This window comes from Massilia phyllosphaerae (assembly GCF_034659755.1).
Taxonomy (GTDB): Bacteria; Pseudomonadota; Gammaproteobacteria; order Burkholderiales; family Burkholderiaceae_D; genus Telluria; species Telluria phyllosphaerae.
In genome coordinates, this window is record NZ_JAXSQX010000006.1 from 395166 (window position 1) to 412188 (window position 17023).

Annotated in this window: 15 protein-coding genes; 7 read left to right on the plus strand and 8 right to left on the minus strand. The window is 65.6% G+C overall.

Annotation, left to right across the window (positions count from 1 at the left end; all coding sequences use genetic code 11):
- Positions 1-129: 129 nt before the first annotated feature.
- Positions 130-1626: a leucyl aminopeptidase gene (locus U1H99_RS23020; protein ID WP_323144033.1), complete on the minus strand. Its 1497-nt coding sequence runs from the start codon at positions 1624-1626 to the stop codon at positions 130-132.
- Positions 1627-1724: 98 nt separating this feature from the next.
- Here U1H99_RS23020 and lptF point away from each other — a divergent pair, with 98 nt between their 5' ends.
- The 5 genes from lptF (at position 1725) to U1H99_RS23045 (ending at position 7679) form a co-directional block, all read left to right on the plus strand.
- Entirely contained in the window at positions 1725-2873 is a 1149-nt protein-coding gene (lptF, locus tag U1H99_RS23025) for an LPS export ABC transporter permease LptF (RefSeq protein ID WP_323144034.1), read from the plus strand.
- Entirely contained in the window at positions 2870-4054 is a 1185-nt protein-coding gene (gene lptG / locus U1H99_RS23030; RefSeq protein ID WP_323144035.1) for an LPS export ABC transporter permease LptG, read from the plus strand. The genes lptF and lptG overlap by 4 nt, the downstream gene beginning before the upstream one ends.
- Positions 4054-4422 carry a sirohydrochlorin chelatase gene (locus tag U1H99_RS23035; protein WP_323144036.1) on the plus strand — a complete coding sequence of 123 codons (369 nt, stop codon included), beginning with the start codon at positions 4054-4056 and terminating at the stop codon, positions 4420-4422. Before lptG ends, U1H99_RS23035 begins: the two co-directional genes overlap by 1 nt.
- A 200-nt stretch (positions 4423-4622) precedes the next feature.
- A complete protein-coding gene (locus U1H99_RS23040) occupies positions 4623-7127 on the plus strand; it encodes a DUF4214 domain-containing protein (protein ID WP_323144037.1) in 2505 nt (834 codons plus the stop codon).
- A 126-nt stretch (positions 7128-7253) separates the two neighbouring features.
- Positions 7254-7679 (plus strand): hypothetical protein, encoded by a 426-nt coding sequence (locus tag U1H99_RS23045; RefSeq protein WP_323144038.1) that lies wholly within the window; start codon positions 7254-7256, stop codon positions 7677-7679.
- An 87-nt stretch (positions 7680-7766) separates the two neighbouring features.
- On the opposite strand, the gene cobA is transcribed toward U1H99_RS23045, so the two are convergent.
- Genes cobA through U1H99_RS23075 form a run of 6 tightly spaced genes read right to left on the minus strand, consistent with a single transcriptional unit; the run spans position 7767 to position 13821 of the window.
- The gene (gene cobA, locus U1H99_RS23050) at positions 7767-8504 is read right to left on the minus strand and encodes a uroporphyrinogen-III C-methyltransferase (RefSeq protein WP_323144039.1); all 738 of its coding nucleotides are present in this window, start codon (positions 8502-8504) and stop codon (positions 7767-7769) included.
- A 20-nt stretch (positions 8505-8524) separates the two neighbouring features.
- Complete coding sequence (locus tag U1H99_RS23055) at positions 8525-9853, minus strand: sulfate adenylyltransferase subunit 1 (RefSeq protein WP_323144040.1); 1329 nt, start codon at positions 9851-9853, stop codon at positions 8525-8527.
- Positions 9853-10791, minus strand: a complete 939-nt coding sequence (gene cysD, locus U1H99_RS23060; RefSeq protein WP_323144041.1) for a sulfate adenylyltransferase subunit CysD — start codon at positions 10789-10791, stop codon at positions 9853-9855. The genes U1H99_RS23055 and cysD overlap by 1 nt, the downstream gene beginning before the upstream one ends.
- A gap of 44 nt (positions 10792-10835) precedes the next feature.
- Complete coding sequence (locus U1H99_RS23065; RefSeq protein ID WP_323144042.1) at positions 10836-11552, minus strand: phosphoadenylyl-sulfate reductase; 717 nt, start codon at positions 11550-11552, stop codon at positions 10836-10838.
- A gap of 18 nt (positions 11553-11570) precedes the next feature.
- Positions 11571-12128: a DUF934 domain-containing protein gene (locus U1H99_RS23070; RefSeq protein ID WP_323144043.1), complete on the minus strand. Its 558-nt coding sequence runs from the start codon at positions 12126-12128 to the stop codon at positions 11571-11573.
- Positions 12121-13821 (minus strand): nitrite/sulfite reductase, encoded by a 1701-nt coding sequence (locus U1H99_RS23075; protein ID WP_323144044.1) that lies wholly within the window; start codon positions 13819-13821, stop codon positions 12121-12123. Before U1H99_RS23075 ends, U1H99_RS23070 begins: the two co-directional genes overlap by 8 nt.
- 165 nt (positions 13822-13986) lie before the next feature.
- Here U1H99_RS23075 and U1H99_RS23080 point away from each other — a divergent pair, with 165 nt between their 5' ends.
- Entirely contained in the window at positions 13987-14928 is a 942-nt protein-coding gene (locus U1H99_RS23080; protein ID WP_323144045.1) for a CysB family HTH-type transcriptional regulator, read from the plus strand.
- A 13-nt stretch (positions 14929-14941) separates the two neighbouring features.
- On the plus strand, positions 14942-15601 hold the full coding sequence (locus U1H99_RS23085; protein WP_323144046.1) for a class I SAM-dependent methyltransferase: 660 nt from the start codon (positions 14942-14944) through the stop codon (positions 15599-15601).
- Positions 15602-15808: 207 nt separating this feature from the next.
- Here U1H99_RS23085 and U1H99_RS23090 read toward each other — a convergent pair whose 3' ends face one another.
- Positions 15809-16888, minus strand: coding sequence for a porin (locus U1H99_RS23090; RefSeq protein WP_323144047.1), 1080 nt, complete (start codon positions 16886-16888; stop codon positions 15809-15811).
- Positions 16889-17023: the final 135 nt, after the last annotated feature.

Here is a 17023-nt window from a genome sequence, read left to right on the forward strand (position 1 = left end):
AGGCAGGGGCCCAAGTTGCACGAGCCGTCGAAACGCTCATAACTTGGGTCCCTGCCTGCGCAGGGGCGACGGTTTTTGGGGCAACGGACCTGCGGTGCAGCGTCCATCCCCACGCTTAACGCGCAGTAGTTACACGCGGTTCAGCAGGAAGGTCGTCAGCAGCGGCACCGGACGGCCGGTCGCGCCTTTGGCGGCGCCGCTCTTCCAGGCGGTGCCGGCGATGTCCAGGTGGGCCCAGGTGTAGTTGCGGGTGAAGTTTTCCAGGAAGGCCGCCGCGGTGCAGGAGGCGCCGCCCGGGCTGCCGATGTTGGCCAGGTCCGCGAAGTTCGACTTCAGCTGCTCGTTGTAGTTCTCGCCGATCGGCAGGCGCCAGGCGGTGTCCCCGGTCTGGGCGCCGGCGTCCATCAGCTCGTCGGCCAGCGCGTTGTGGATGTCGTCATGGCGGGTGAACAGGCCCGAGTTGTGGTGGCCCAGGGCGACGATGCAGGCGCCGGTCAGCGTCGCGATGTCGACCACGGCGGCCGGCTTGAAGCGCTCGGCGTAGGTCAGGGCGTCGGCCAGCACCAGGCGGCCTTCGGCGTCGGTATTCAGGATCTCGATGGTGGTGCCGTTCATCGCGGTGACGATGTCGCCCGGCTTGGTGGCGCGGCCCGACGGCATGTTCTCGCAGGCGGCCACGATGCCGATCACGTTCAGCTTGATGTTCATCTCGCCGATCGCGCGGAAGGTGCCCAGTACCGAGCCGGCGCCGCACATGTCGTACTTCATTTCATCCATGCCCGGACCCGGCTTCAGCGAGATGCCGCCGGTGTCGAAGGTGATGCCTTTGCCCACCAGGACGGTCGGCGCGTCCTTCGGCTTGCCGCCCATGTGCTTGAGGACGATGAACTTCGGCGGCTCGTCGCTGCCGCGGGTCACGGACAGGAAGCTGCCCATCTTCAGCGCTTCGAGCTGCTTGCGGTCCAGGACCTCGACGTCGAAGCCGTAGTCCTCGGCCAGCTTGCGCGCGGTGTTGGCCAGGTAGGTCGGGGTGCAGACGTTCGGCGACAGGTTGCCCAGCTCCTTGGTCAGGTTCATACCGTTGGCGATCGCGATCGACTGTGCCAGCACGGCCTTCAGCTGCGGGGTGGCGGCAGGCACCGCCAGCGCCAGCTTGCGCACGCCGGTGATGGCCGGGTCTTTCTTGCTCTTTTGCGCGTCGCTGCGGAATTCGGATTCGTTGGCGGCGACGACGATGCTGCGCACCGCCCAGTTCAGGTCGCGGCCTTTCACATTCTCGAACGGGAATGCGATAATGGCATCTTGTGCGCCCAGCGAGGTGAAGGCTTTCAGCATCGCGGTGACGGCGCTGCCGAAGCTCTTCTCGCTGATCGCCTCGTCGGCACCGACGCCCACCAGCAGCACGCGGCTTGCCGCCATGCCGGCCACGCCGCGCAGCAGCAGGGTCGAACCGGGCTTGCCGGAGATATCGCCCGACTTGACGGCGGCCGAGATGGCGCCGTTCAGATCGAGGGCCTTCGCTGCCTCCGACAGTTTCTTGTTCTCGAATACCGCCACGGCGATGCAGCCCGACTTGGCCGCGCCCAGCGTGTTTTTGGTGTCGAATGCTTTTATGCTAAAGTCCATTTGATTCTCCGTTTCGTATTTTCGGCCGTGCTTGCGACGGACACTGCACTGCTCAGTTACTGCTCAGTTCCAAATTAACCTGCAATTATAACCATCGAATGATTTTCCGACGCGCCCTACAGCGTGAATTGGCCAGCGTGGCCGGCGCGACCTTCACGGTCCTGTTTTCGATCCTTGTCACCTGGACCCTGATCACCATCCTGGGCCGGGCCGCGGGCGGCAAGGTCGATTCGGGCGACGTGCTGGCCCTGATCGGCCTGGCGGTGGTGAATTATCAGCCAACCATCCTGATTCTCACCAGCTTTATTTCCGTCCTTGTGGTCATCACCCGCAGCTACCGCGATTCCGAAATGGTGGTCTGGTTCGCCTCCGGCCAGTCGCTCGCGCGCTGGATCGCGCCGGTGCTCACCTTCGGCTTGCCGATCGTGGCCGTGGTGGCGGCCCTGTCCTTCGTCGTGATCCCCTGGGCCCAGCTCAAGAGCAGCGAATTCAGCCAGCGCTTCGAAAAGCGCGAAGACCTGCAGCGCGTCGCCCCCGGCCAGTTCCGCGAATCGGCCGGTGCCAACCGCGTGTTCTTCGTCGAGAGCACCGGCGGGCGTACCTCGCCGGTGGTCCAGAACGTCTTCGTCAACACGGTCGAAAAGGGCTTGACCACCACCGTGGTCGCCAAGGAAGGCGTGATCGAGCCGGACGGCAAGGGCGGCCAGTACCTGGTGCTCAAGAACGGCCGCCGCTATTCGGGCACGCCGGGCCGGGCCGACTTCCAGTCGATGGAATTCGAGCGCTACCGCATGCGCGTGGCGACCCAGGTGCCGGTGCTGGGCGACGTCAAGGTCGGCGGCCTGTCCACGCCGGCGCTGCTGGCATTGCCGCCCAACCCCTACACCCGTGCCGAACTCCAGTACCGCATGACCGCGCCCATCATGTGCGTGGTGTTGATGCTGCTTGCGATCCCGCTCGGCTTCGTCAACCCGCGTGCCGGCGCCTCGACCAACCTGATCCTGGCGCTGCTGATCTTCTTTACCTACCTGAACCTGACCAAGGCGGCCGAGAAGGCCGTCGAGCAGGGCAGGCTGGCCTTCGGCATGGGCTGGTGGCCGCTGCACCTGATGGTGGTGCTGGCGGCGCTCGTCCTGTTCGCCTGGCGCATGAACGTCAACCACCGCCTGCATCCGATGGTGGTGCTGAATGCCTTGCGCCGCCGGCGCCTGCTGCAAAGCGCTTCCGCCAAGGGAGGCGCCCAATGAAGATCCTGCAACGCTATTTTCTGGTGAATATCAGCCAGGCGGTGGCCTTCGTGCTGATCGCCCTGCTGGCGCTGATCGCCTTCATGGACCTGACCCAGGAATTGCCCGACGTCGGCAAGGGCGGCTACATGATGCAGCATGCGCTGCTGTACGTGCTGATGCAGGTGCCCGGCAACATGTACCGCGTGATGCCGGTGGCGGCCATGCTCGGCACCATCTACACGATGGCGCAGTTCGCGCAGAGCTCGGAATTCACCATCATGCGCGCCTCGTCGATGTCGACCCGGATGGCGGCCACCATGCTGTTCAAGATCGGCCTGGTGTTCGTGGTCATCACCTTCATCTTCGGTGAAGTGATCACGCCGCGCACCGCGCCGCTGGCCGAGCGCATCCGCCTGTCGGCCAAGGGCGCCACCGTGTCGTCCGAATTCCGCTCCGGCATGTGGACCAAGGACACCGTCCATGCCGACGGCGCGCGCGGCCCGGTCACCGGCTCGCGCTTCTTCAACGCGCGCCAGATCCGTCCGGACGGCCAGCTGGTCGACGTGCGCCTGTACGAATTCGACGGCAGCATGCGCATGCGCGCGCTGATCACGGCGGCCAACGCCACCTTCAGCGGCAACGGCATCTGGCGCCTGCAGGACGTCACCGAAACCCAGTTCACCAACAGCCGCACGCTGCCGGTGCCGGGTTCCGCGGCGGCCAGCGGCGAGTCGATCCAGTCGCGCTTCGGCCAGGACACGGCCCGGGTCGAGACGCGCAAGCTGGCGACGCTCGACCTGGCCTCCGAGATCACGCCCAAGATCCTGTCGGTGTCGCGTTCCGACCCCGAGCGCATGTCGGCCAATGAACTGGCAGTGTACACGCGCCACCTGGCCGAAAACCGCCAGGAGACCGAGCGCTTCAAGATCGCGTTCTGGAAAAAGCTGGTCGATCCGCTGTCGATCTTCGTCCTGATGGCGCTGGCGCTGCCCTTCGGCTACCTGCAGTCGCGCAGCGGTGGCGTCAGCCTCAAGATTTTCGTCGGCATCATGATCGGCGTGAGCTTCCTGTTGATTAATTCGCTGTTCTCGCACATCGGCATCCTGTCCACGTGGCCGGCATTCCTGACGGCGGTGGCACCGAGCCTGTTGTTCCTGGCGCTGGCGCTCGTCGGCCTGCGCTGGGTGGAGAGACATTGATGACATCTGCACTCGTACTATTTGCCCACGGCGCCCGCGCCGCCTCCTGGGCTGTCCCGTTCCAGCGCCTGCGCGAACTGACGGCGCAGCAGCGCCCCGACTGCAAGGTCACGCTGGCCTTCCTGGAGCTGATGACGCCCACCTTGCCGGACGAGGTGGCGGCGCTGGTCGCGGACGGCGTGCCCGACATCACCGTGGTGCCGGTGTTCCTGGGGCAGGGCGGCCACCTGCTGCGCGACCTGCCGCAGCTGATGGACGGCTTGCGCGCCACCTATCCGGAAGTGCGCTTCTCGACCGTGCCGGCGGTGGGCGAAAACCCGGACGTGCTGGCCGCGATGGCCGCGTATTGCGCCGCGGCGCTGCCCTGAATCGCTCGACCTGATCGGAATCCGGTTCATTATCTGTGTTGCAGTGGAGTTAATCTTTTTCGTTAACTCCGTTGGCACCGGAGTAATCGAACGTTGGTTTTTGGCGTAAGCGCAGGCACGAAAATAATTTCATCATTGCATTTAGATTTGCATTGGGGAATTATGTTGCTCATCTATCCTGTGCTTGAGTAACACACGCCATGACCACCCCCGCCACCCTCATCAATGTCCGCCCGGGCTACGCCAGCACTACCTGGAACTATGCCGGGGCCACACCGACCGGCGCGTCGCCCGTCGCCGCCGTCGCCGTCGCCTTCGACGCTTCCGGCAGCCTCGGCCAGGCTGCCTCGCGCGGCGACCTGCAGTACAGCCTGGATGCCGGCAAGACCTGGAGCAACTATGCACTGCCGGTCGACGGGCAGGGCGCCTACATTGCCGCCAGCGGCGCCCTCGGTGCGACCCTCTGGCGCTTCCAGGACCGCCAGCCCGGCGACTCGGTCACGCCGGACAGCTTCAACGTGCATTACCGCCTGGCCGACGGCAGTATCGCCACGGTCGAAAACACGGTGGTGGTCGACAACCAGCCGGTCGGCCTGACCGGCAGCTACGACATCCTGTTCACGACCATGCAGGCCGGCGACGTGGCCGACGTGCTGCTCCCGGTCGACACCGGCGCGCTCACCGGCGGCCGCTGGGTGATCGACAGCCAGTCGCAGCCGGGCCTGTTCGCGGTCGCCTACGACCGCGCGGTCGATACCAGCGGCCGGCTGGTGATCGCCAATGCGGCGCTGTTGCCGGCCAGCGGCGGCGCAGCCTCGGCCACCCTCCATTACTATGACCGCTACCAGGTCGACGCGGGCGGCAACCCGCTGCCCAACACCGGCGTGACGCGCACGCTCACCTACACGGTCGAAGACGGCAGCACGCGCGACCTGGCCGGCTTCGCCAACGAAGCCAGGTTGGGTGCCGGTAGCGATGCCGCGAGCGCTACCCCGTCGGTGGCGACGTTGTCCACCGGCGGCTTCGTCACGGTCTGGCAAGGGCCGGACGCCGCCCTGTGGGCGCAGATCCGCGATGCCGCCGGCAATGCGCACGGGCCCAATTTTGCTCTGACCCCGAATGGCGGTGCCGCCGAGGGCCAGCCGGCGGTGAGTGCGCTGGCGGGCGGCCGTTTCGTGGTGGCCTATACGCTGAACGACGGCGGCGCCAACAAGATCGCCTACCGCGTGGTGGAAGCGGGCGGTAGCGCCGGCGCCGAGCATGTGGTGGATGGCGGCGCGGCCGGCGACGCGGCGATGCCGGCGATGGCGACGCTGGCGGACGGCTCGTTCGCGGTGGCCTGGCGCAGCGGCGGCACGGTGCACGTGCAGCAGGCCGCCGCCGACGGCAGCGCCATCGGCGCGGTGCACGACGCCGGCGCGCTGGGCTCGGCCTACAGCCCGGACCTCGTGGCCCTGAAGGAAGGCGGCTACGTGCTGGCCTGGGGCGAGATCAACGACGGCAACGTGTATGCGTCGATCAACGGCGGCACGCCCTTCGTGGTTAGCGGCGACGGCTACGCGGCCAGCATCACCACCGCGGCCCCGCTGCCGCACGTGACGGCGCTGGCCGGCGGCGGCTTCGTGGTGGCCTGGGACAGCTACATGAACGACCCGCACGGCTTCTCGATCAGCGACATCTATTTCCAGCGCTTCGACGGCGCCGGCCATGCGCTGGGCGAGCTGACCCAGGCCAACGTCGACTCCGGCGGCGGCCGCTACGACGCCGCGGCGGCCGCGCTGTCGGACGGCGGCTTCGTGGTCACCTGGCAGGGCAGCGACGATGCCGGCAACGGCATCTTCGGGCGCCGCTTCGGTGCCGACGGCAGCGCCCTCGACCCGCACGAGTTCGCGGTCAGCCAGCACCGCGCCGGCGACCAGGCGGGGGCCGACGTCAGCGCGCTGGCGGGCGGCGGTTTCGTGAGCGCCTGGGTCGACACCGCGGCCGACGGCAGCGTCGGCGTCGAGATGCGCGTGCTGCAGGGGCAGGTTGCGGATGGCGGTGCGGCCCACCTCAGTACAGCGCAGTCGTCGGCGGCGTTGACGGCAGCGGCGCCGCCGGCCATCGTCGGCGACACCGGCAATAACGTGCTGGGCGTTTCGGTGGGGATACACGCACTGGATGGCGGCGCCGGCCTCGACACCGCCGTCTACAGCGGCGCGCGCGCCGGCTACACGGTGGTGCACGACGGCAGCGGCTTCTCGGTGACCGACGCCCAGGGCGGCCACGCGACGTTGCAGAGCATCGAGCGCCTGCAGTTCGGCGACTGCATGGTCGCGCTCGACATCGACGGCACCGCCGGCCAGGCCTACCGCCTGTACCAGGCCGCCTTCGACCGCACCCCGGACAAGGTCGGCCTCGGCTTCTGGATCGACATACTCGACCGCGGCGCACCCTTGAAGGACGCGGCGCGCGACTTCGTCGGCAGCCATGAATTCAAGGACCTGTACGGCGCCAACCTCAGCGACGCGCAATTCGTGGACGCGCTGTACCAGAACGTGCTGCACCGGCCGGCGGAAGGAGCGGGCTTCGATTTCTGGATGTCGTCGCTGCAGGTCGTGTCGCCAGTGGAGGTGCTGGTGAATTTCAGCGAGAGCGCGGAAAACCAGGCGCAGGTGGTGGGCAGTATCCAGAACGGGATCGATTACGTCCACTGGGCGGGTTGAGCACGCTGTCGGCGCACTCTTTGCGCCGCGTCATGGCCCTCATCCCGTTCGCGGCATGGACAGAGTCGGCATCCCCGCCGACACTCGCCGGTGGCCCCTTACGCCCCGAATCTCTGCCCGCGACCCATGCCCACACCTCTTGCGCAACTGCTTGCCGCCTTCCGTAAAGCGCTGCCGCGCCCGCTGGTCGAGATCCTGTGCGCGCGCCGCCTCGACCGCATGGCCCTGCGCCTGCTGCGCATGCGTGCGCGCATCGACGCCATGTCGCGCAACATGGGCAGCGGTGCCCTCGATGGGCCGCTGCTGCGCATCGCCTCCGATGCCGACGGCAGCCTGCGCCGCATGCTGACCGGCTTGCGCGACGAGGTCGGCACCATGCGGCGCGACCTGGCGATCTGGCACATGCGGGAATGCGGCGGCTGCACCGGCACGCGGCTGGCGGCGGCACTGGCGCGGCTGAACGGGATCGCACTGGATACGGGGGCGGCGGCGTTGCGTTTGCAGCAGGAGCTGGACGAGCACGACCGGTTGCGGCGCGAGGGTGCCGGTTAGATTGCTGGCTTAAAAACCGTCGCCCCTGCCTGCGCAGGGGCGACGTTTTATGGCTAACGAAAATAAATCTGCTAATTGAATCTGGGCTCAAGCACCCGGCGCATGCGATGCATCCGGCGCCTGATGCTCACGCCGCTGCAGCGCCTCGCCGATCATCACCAGCATCGGCCCGTGCGACATCTCCAGCCCGTGCGCCAGCGTGGCCAGCGTCAGGCGCAGGATGCGTTCGTCGGCGCGGCTGCAGTTTTCCACCACCACCACCGGCAGGTCGGCGCGGCGGCCTTCCGCCAGCAGGCGTTCCGCCGTGGCCGCGGCTTCGCGGCCGCCCATGTATTGCACCAGGGTGTCGGTCTCGGGGAGGGCCGGGTGGTCCGGCTGGTCGGGCGCGGTGCTGGAGGTGAAGAAGGCGACGCTGCGCGCCACGCCGCGCTTGGTGAGCGGCTGCTTGGTGGCGGCGGCGGCGGCCACCGCGGTGGTGATGCCGGGGACGATCTCGACCTCGATGCCTTCAGCTTCCAGCGCACGCAGCTCCTCGTCGGCACGCCCGAACAGCATCGGGTCGCCGCCTTTCAGGCGCACCACGGTGCGGTAGCGCTGCGCGGCCTCGACCAGCTGGCGGTTGATGTCGGCCTGCGCGGCGGAGCGCTGGCCGGATCGCTTGCCGACCGAGATCAGGTCGGCCTGCCGGCACAGGTCCAGCATCTCGGGGGTGACGAGGGCGTCGTACAGCACGACCTCGGCCTGCGCCAGCAGGCGCGCCCCGCGAACGGTGATCAGGTCAGCAGCGCCGGGTCCGGCTCCGATCAAATACACTTTCCCCAGCACTGCGCTATCCGCCTTTCAGATTATTCAGCAATCCGAATCATACCGGCTGCGACGGTCTGGTGGGTAACTTCATCGATCAGGATGAAGGCACCGGTGGCGCGGATGTCGGCATAGGCGTCGGCGGCCAGCGGCTGCTGCACCACGATCTGGATGCGCGCGATGTCGTTCAGTTTGAGACCGTCGGCAGCGTGGCGCTGCTGGGTGTTCACGTCCAGGATGTCGTCGATCGACTTCACCTTGGCCATGGTCTGGCGCGTACCATGCTTGATCCAGTACTTGCGGCGCAGGTCGAGCGGCTCGTCGGCCATCCAGCACACGTCGGCGGTCACCTGCTTGAGCAGGGTGGCCGGCTGTTCGGCATTGGCCAGCACGTCGCCGCGCGAGATGTCGACGTATTCGTTCAGCAGCAGGGTGACGGACTGGCCGGCCACCGCCTGTTGCAGCGGGCCGTCGAAGGTGGTGATTTCCTTGATGGTCGCTTCATGGCCGGACGGCTGCACCACGATCTTGTCGCCGACCGCGATCTTGCCCGACTCCACGCGGCCCATGTAGCCGCGGAAGTCGTTGGCTTCGTGGCCGTTGTGGCGCGCCACCAGCTGCACCGGGAAGCGGAACGGCGCGGCGTGCGCCTCGTCGTAGACGCTCAGGCCTTCCAGCAGCTCGATCAGGGTCGGGCCGTCGTACCAGGCCATGTTGTCGCTCTTGTCGACCACGTTGTCGCCGGCCAGCGCCGACAGCGGGATCGGGGTGATGTCCTTCAGGCCGAGGCTTTGCGCAAACGCGGTGTAGGCGCCGACGATGCGGTCATACACGGTCTGGTCGTAGTTCACCAGGTCCATCTTGTTGACGGCGACGATCACGTGCTCGATCTGCAGCAGCTTGGCGATGGTCGAGTGGCGCTTGGTCTGGGTCAGCAGCTCCACGGAGCCGTCGTCACCGAGCTTCACCTTCGACACGTCGACCAGGATGATCACGGCGTCGGCGGTCGAGGCGCCGGTCACCATGTTGCGGGTGTACTGCTCGTGGCCGGGCGTGTCGGCGATGATGAACTTGCGCTTCGGCGTCGCGAAGTAGCGGTAGGCCACGTCGATCGTGATGCCTTGCTCGCGTTCGGCCTCCAGGCCGTCGGTCAGCAGCGACAGGTCGATGGTGTCGCCCACGGTGCGCTTGTGCTTCGAGCGCGACACGGCGGCCAGCTGGTCCGCGAAGATGCCCTTGCTGTCGAACAGGAGGCGCCCGATCAGGGTACTCTTGCCATCGTCGACGGAGCCGGCGGTGATGAAGCGCAGCAGGCTGGCCTGGCCGCTCGCATCGGCTTGGTGATTCAATTGTTCGGTCGGGGCATTCATCAGAAATATCCTTGCTTCTTGCGTTTTTCCATCGACGCTTCCGAGGTCTGGTCGTCCATCCGGGTGGCGCCGCGTTCGGTCACCTGGGTGATCGCGGTCTCGGCGATGATCGCGTCGACCGTCGCCGCATCCGAGGACACCGGGCAGGTGCAGGAGATGTCGCCGACGGTGCGGAAGCGGACCGTCTGCGTCTCGACCGTTTCGCCTTCGCGCGGCGGGGTCAGCGGGGTCAGCGGCACCAGCAGGCCGTTGCGCGGAATCACCTGGCGCTCGTGCGCGAAATAGATCGGCGGCAGGGCCAGCTTTTCGCGGGCGATGTATTGCCAGACGTCGAGCTCGGTCCAGTTCGAGATCGGGAACACGCGCATGTTCTCGCCCGGGTGGACGCGGGTGTTGTACAGATCCCACAGCTCGGGGCGCTGGGCCTTCGGGTCCCATTGGCCGAATTCATCGCGGAACGAGAAGATGCGTTCCTTGGCGCGCGCTTTTTCCTCGTCGCGGCGGGCGCCGCCGATGCAGGCGTCGAAGCCGTGCTCGGCGATGGTTTCCAGCAGCGTCACGGCCTGGGCCGCGTTGCGCGAATCGGTCTGCGGATTGCGCAGGCGCACGGTGCCCTTCTTGATCGAGTCCTCGACCGAGCCGACGATCAGGCGCTCGCCCAGCTCCGCTACGCGGGCGTTGCGGAAGGCGATCACTTCGTCGAAGTTGTGGCCGGTGTCGATGTGGACCAGCGGGAAGGGGAACTTACCCGGGCGGAAGGCTTTTTCCGCCAGGCGCAGCAGCACCACGGAGTCCTTGCCGCCCGAGAACAGCAGGGCGGGGTTCGAGCACTCGGCGGCCACTTCGCGCAGGATGTGGATCGCCTCGGATTCCAAGGCATCGAGGTGGCGTGCGTTGACGTCACCGAGGGCGCCGGGGGTGTCGCTGAAAGTCGTCATAATTAACCTTTTAATGCGTACCTGTCATTGCTGTGGCCGAAAAATCAGGCGGCCACGGATTTGATACGAATGAGTTTGCCGTCTACCAGGTGCAGGCCGCACTCCTTGGAGTCGGCGCTTTCCCACCACCAGCGGCCGGCGCGTACGTCCTCGCCCGGCTGGATCGCGCGGGTGCAGGGTTCGCAGCCGATCGACGGGTAGCCGCGGTCGTGCAGGGCGTTGTAGGGCACCGTATTGGCACGGATGTACTCCCACACGTCCGCCTCGCTCCAGTCGGCCAGCGGATTGAACTTCTGCATGCCGTGCGCGGCGTCGTCTTCCTGCACCGCCAGTTCGGAACGGGTGGTCGACTGCGAGCGGCGCTGGCCGGTCACCCAGGCCTTGTTGCCTGCAAGAGCGCGCCCCAGGGGCTCGACCTTGCGGATGCGGCAGCATTCCTTGCGCATCTCGACACTGTCGTAGAAGGCGTTCAGGCCGTTCTGCGTCACGTAGCGCTCGACCGCTTCCGGCTGCGGCTTGTACTGCTTGATTTCATGGCCATACTGGGCGCGCACCTTCTCGAGCACGTCCAGGGTTTCCTTGTGCAGGCGTCCGGTCTCCAGCGTGAAGATGGTGATCGGAAGCCCGGCGCGCAAGATCATGTCGGTCAGGACCATGTCTTCGGCCGCCAGGCTGGAAGCGAACACGGCAGGCGAAAAATCGCGCGCAATGCGCTCCAGGATGCCGCGGGTTTCTTCCACCCGCGCGTGCAGGTCACTCATTTGATTTCCTAAAGACTTTTAAATGCCGGCGCCGGTATCGACATGCTCGGGCGGCACGCCGCGCGCCTGGCGGCGGAACAGCGGCACCGGCTGGTCGACGGACGCCTGGTAGGTTTCCGAGAAGACGCTCAGGCCCTTCAGCGCGTCATGGATGTTGCGGTCCTGGCGCGTGGCGTAGGCGTCGAAGCCGCAGCGGTACATCTGGAACAGCTGGTCGCGCAGCACGTCGCCGATCGCGCGCAGTTCGCCGGTGTAGCCCAGGCGCTTGCGCAGGTTGTAGGCGATCGAATAGCCGCGGCCATCGGTGAACTTCGGGAAGTCGACGGCGACCACGGCGAATTGCGCCAGGTCGTCCTTGACCGCGTCCGCCAGCTCATCCGAGGCGAACCAGATGCCGATCTCGCCACGCCCGCTCAGCTGCGCGCGCTGGGCCAGCCAGACCGGCACCGGCACGATGATCTTGCCTTGCGGGACCTCGACGCTCTCGGGCGTCTGGCCCTCGTCGAGCTTCAGCACGCTCCAGTCGTCGTTGACCACGTCGCGACCCTTGATGATCTGTGGGTGGTGATTAAGCATAGTGGTCTTCTCCAGCCAGTTCGCCCGCCGGGATCGGCGTGGCATACACATATTCCTTGAACGGCGCGATGCCCAGGCGCTGGGCGACGTCGACGAAGCGTTCGCCTTCGACGCGGTTGCGCACATACACATCCAGCAGGCGGCCGACGACTTCCGGCATCTGCGGCGCCGAGAACGACGGGCCGATGATCTTGCCGATCGCGGCATTGTTGCCCTGGGCGCCGCCGAGCGACACCTGGTACCACTCGGAACCGTCCTTGTCCACGCCCAGGATGCCGATGTGGCCGACGTGGTGGTGGCCGCAGGCGTTGATGCAGCCCGAGATGTTCAGTTCGATGTCGCCGATGTCGTGCTGGAAGTCGAGGTTGTCGAAGCGCTCGGCAATGGCCGCCGCGATCGGGATCGACTTCGCATTCGCCAGCGAGCAGAAATCGCCGCCCGGGCAGGCGATGATGTCGGTCAGCAGGCCGATGTTCGGCGTCGCCAGGCCCTTCGATTTCGCCAGTTGCCACACTTCGAACAGTTTCGATTGCTCGACGTCGGCCAGCACCAGGTTCTGCTCGTGGGTCACGCGCAGTTCGCCGAAGCTGTACTTGTCGCCGAGTTCGGCCACGAAGTCCATCTGTTCGGCGGTGGCGTCGCCCGGCGGCACGCCGGTTTTCTTCAGCGACAGCACGACCGAGGCGTAGCCCGGCACCTTGTGCGGCTTGACGTTGCGCTGCAGCCAGTTGGCAAAGGCCTTGTTATCCGCCGCATTTTGCCCATTGGCGGCTTGCGGGTCGATCGCCGCCAGGGTCTTGTACGGCTTCGGATTGAACCAGACCGCCACGCGCTCGAGTTCCTCGGCGGTCAGCGTTTCCGGGCCGTCCTTCAGGTCGGCGAACTCGGCCTCGACCAGGCGCGTGAATTCCTCGACGCCCAGCGCCTTGACCAGGATCTTGATGCGCGCCTTGTACTTGTTGTCGCGGCGGCCGAACTGGTTATACACGCGCATGATCGCTTCGGTGTAGGTCAGCAGGTGCGGCCAGGCCACGAATTCGTTGATCACGCTGCCCAGGATCGGGGTACGGCCCATGCCGCCGCCGGCCATGAACTTGAAGCCGACTTCGCCCGCTTCGTTGCGCACGGCGGTCAGGCCGATGTCGTGGATCGCGATCGCGGCGCGGTCTTCCACGGCGCCGTTGACGGCGATCTTGAACTTGCGCGGCAGGGCGATGAATTCAGGGTGGAAGGTGCTCCACTGGCGCAGGATTTCGGCGAACGGACGCGGATCGATGATCTCGTCGGCGGCGACGCCGGCAAACTGGTCGGTGGTAGTGTTGCGGATGCAATTGCCCGAGGTCTGGATCGCGTGCATCTCGACCGACGCCAGGTCGGCCAGGATGTCCGGCGTCTGTTCCAGTTCGATCCAGTTGAACTGGATGTTCTGGCGCGTCGTGAAGTGGCCGTAGCCGCGGTCATATTTGCGCGCGATGTGGGCGAACATGCGCATCTGCGCGGTCGACAGCAGGCCGTAGGGCACGGCGATGCGCAGCATGTAGGCATGGCGCTGCATGTACAGGCCGTTCTGCAGGCGCAGCGGCAGGAATTCTTCTTCGGTCAGCTCATCATTGAGACGGCGCTGTACCTGGTCGCGGTACTGCGCGATGCGTTCGCGCACGATGAGGTGGTCGTATTGGTCGTAACGGTACATGGTCAAGATCCTGTGGATGCAGTGGGCCAGTCCTGACCCAAACTAACGGAATATTAATAAAATGGAGCTTTATTCCAAACGACTGAGATTTTATTTGCTTATATGAGCCTGAGGTATAAGCAAGCTTGTAAAATGCGGGATAGGTATTGACGATTAGAAAAGGCAATGAATTTACATCAACTGAGGTTCGTACGTGAGGCGGTCCGCCAGAATTTCAATTTGACCGACGCCGCCAAGGCCTTGTTCACCTCCCAGCCGGGCGTCTCCAAGGCCATCATCGAGCTGGAAGAAGAGCTCGGGGTCGACATCTTTACCCGTCACGGCAAGCGTATCCGCGGCCTGACCGAGCCCGGCCGCCTGGTGTTGCAGTCGGTCGAGCTGATCATGCAGGAGATCGACAGCCTCAAGCGCATCGGCAAGGAATACGCGGCCCAGGACAGCGGCAGCTTCACGATCGCCACCACCCACACCCAGGCGCGCTACATGCTGCCGAAGGTGGTGCAGGCCTTCATGCAGCGTTTCCCGAAAGTGCGGCTGTCGCTGCTGCAGGGCAATCCGCGCCAGATCGCCGAGATGGTCAAGAACGACCAGGCCGACCTGGCCATCGCGACCGAGTCGATCGCCGCCGTCGACGGCCTGATTACGCTGCCGTGCTACCAGTGGGAACACGTGGTAGTGGTGCCGCACGAGCATCCGCTGACGCGCTCCAAGGCAATTTCGCTGGAAGAGATTGCAGGCTACCCGCTGATTACGTACGATGCCGCCTTTGCCGGCCGCAGCAAGATCGACCACGCCTTCGAGCTGCGCCACCTGAAGCCGGACGTGCTGCTGGAAGCGATCGACGCCGACGTCATCAAGACCTATGTGGAACTGGGGATGGGCATCGGCATCATCGCCGGCATGGCCTTCGACCCGGAACGCGACCGCAACCTGCGCGCGATCCCGGTCGGCCAGCTGTTCGGCATGAACGTGTCGCGGGTGGCGGTGAAGCAGGGCGCCTATCTGCGCAGCTATATCTATACCTTCATCGAGCTGCTGGCGCCGACGCTGAACCGCAAGATGGTGGAGTCGGCCATGCGTGGCACGAGCGACAATTACGAGCTTTAAGAATTAGAGAAGAATGATGGAACACAAGAACCAAGTTGCAGCCTTTTACGCGAAAACCGCCGCCGGCTACGATGCCGCCGCCAGCGGGCGCCACGAGCGCGCCAATGACCTCGGCCAGCTGCGCGAGATGGTGGCCCATCTGGCGCGCGGCCATACCATCCTGGAACTGGCTTGCGGCACCGGCTACTGGACCGAAGTCATGGCCGCCAGCGCCGAGCGCATCGTCGCCACCGACACCAGCGCCGAGATGCTGGCACTGGCCACGCGGCGCGGCCTGCCGGCCGACAAGGTGAGCTTCCGCGAAGCCGATGGCCTGAACCTGCCGGCCGACCTGGGCGACTTCAGCGCGGTCTTCATCGGCTTCTGGTGGTCGCACCTGCTGCGCGAAGAACAGGAAGCCTTCCTCAAGCAGCTGCGCGCGCGCGTGGGCAAGGACGTCTTGCTGATCGTGCTGGACGATGCCTACGTCGAGGGCAGCAGCACGACCATCGCGCGCACCGACGCGCAGGGGAATACTTTCCAGCTGGTGACCACGCCGGACGGCGAGCGGGTCGAGCTGCCCAAGAGCTACCCGACCGACAGCACGCTGCGCAAGCGCCTGGCCGATGCGGTGCGCGAGATCAAGATCGTGCGCATGGAGTATTACTGGCTGCTGACCTGCCGCCTCAAATAAACGGCGTCGGGTGAATTGAGGTAGGGTGGACGGGTTCCCCCGTCCACGCGTTCAACCGGCGTGTAAAAGACCGCCGCGTTTATGCCTGCGTGATGTGAACGCGTGGACGGCGAGCCGTCCACCCTACGGAAATATAGCGTTGACGCCATAAAAAACGGCGGCCTGATCATACCGGCCGCCGTTTTTACGTTCAGATCAAACGTTCGTTCAGAACGAGTGACGCAGGCCCAGCGAGAACACGTCCGGATCGCGGTTCACGGCGGTCGGGGTCAGGGTGACCGACGACGAGGTGATGCCGAACTGGCCGGTGCTGTTGTTGTCCAGGCTGGCATAGCTGGCGTACAGGTTGGTGCGCTTCGACAGCGAGTAGGTGTAGGCCAGTGCCCAGGTCTTGCCTTCGGCGTTGGCTTGCTTCTGCTGCTGGTAGTTGACGTAGAAGCGGTGGGCGCCGAACGGGATCGAGCCGCCGATGTTGGCCTGCTTGTAGTCGGCCACGGCCGGGCGCTCGGCCTTCATCCAGTTGGCCTTGATTTCGAAGCCGCCCAGCTGGTCGAAGCGGTAGCTGCCGCCGACTGCCATTTCCTTGTCTTCGTCAGCCGCCACGCGCTTGATCTGGTGGTAAGCGGCGCCCAGGTACAGGCCGCCCAGCGTGTATTCCACGCCGCCGCCCCACAGGTTGCCCTTTTCCAGGGAGGTGTTGACGTTGGTGGTGGTGGTCGGCGTGGTTTCGCCGGCGGCGAAGGCGGCCAGCACCCTGAGGCCGGCGAACGATGCGCTCTTGTAGTTGATCGAGTTGCCCAGGCGGCGGGTCAGGCGGTTGGTGCTGCCGGCCGGGGCCGCGGCGGCGGCGGTGTTCGGGAAGTTGGCGCCGAAGGCTGCCAGGTTCGAGCCGTAGAAGCCCTGGCCGAAAGCATCGGAGGCGGCGGCGATCGAAGCAATCGGCGAGTATTCGCGGCCCAGGGTCACGGCACCGAAGGCGCCTTCCAGGCCGACCACGGCGCGGCGGCCGAACAGCGCCGAGTCACCGGCGCCGGTGTCGATCGCGGTACCGGCTTCCAGGTTGAAGATCGCTTTCAGGCCATTGCCCAGGTCTTCGCTGCCACGGAAACCGAAGCGGCTGCTCGACTGGTTGCCCGAGTTGACCACGGTCTGACGGCCTTCCGGACCACCGAGGTCCTGCGACGACACGGCGGCGTCGAGGATACCGTACAGCTGGACGTTGGACTGGGCGGCAGCGAACAGCGGGGTGGCGGCGATCAGGGCGATGGCCAGGCGTTTGACTTGCATTCGGGTTTCTCCAATAAGGGTAAAGTCGGTCGAGTGAGGAGTTGCTTTTTATAAACTACTCTCTTGAATGACTGGCATCTTATCGAAGACGTATGTCCGTTTGATGACAAAGCGAAATGTTGTTTATTATCCACA